Here is a 397-nt window from a genome sequence, read left to right on the forward strand (position 1 = left end):
CTACAAAGTATGAAAGGGATAGGTAAAATTGCCGCTGCATCAATCATCAGCAACCTACCAGAGCTTGGATATATTAATAACAAAGAAGCCAGTTCATTGGTCGGTGTAGCACCGATGAATAAAGAAAGTGGACGCTTCAAAGGGCATAGAAAGATCCAAGGAGGACGGCATCAAGTGAGAACCGTTTTGTACATGGCAATGATGTCAGCAATACAATCTAACCCTGTTTTTAAAGAGACTTATCAGCGGTTAGTTGCGGCAGGAAAACCAAAGAAAGTGGCTATTATTGCCTGCATTAGGAAGATGGTTGTGATCTTAAATTCGATGCTAAGAGACGGTGTTTTGTGGGAAGCGCCAAAAGCTTAAAATTAACTATTGACGCCATAGTCTCTTGTTA

1 protein-coding gene is annotated in these 397 nt (G+C 41.1%); it reads left to right on the forward strand.

The genetic code is table 11. From position 1 onward, the window contains the following. Positions 1-366: transposase (locus tag LMH66_RS20290; RefSeq protein WP_229372726.1), on the forward strand; the 366-nt coding region annotated here is incomplete at its 5' end. Between the last annotated feature and the right edge of the window lie 31 nt (positions 367-397).

The organism is Shewanella sp. 10N.7 (genome assembly GCF_020806285.1).
Classification (GTDB): domain Bacteria; phylum Pseudomonadota; class Gammaproteobacteria; order Enterobacterales; family Shewanellaceae; genus Shewanella; species Shewanella electrodiphila.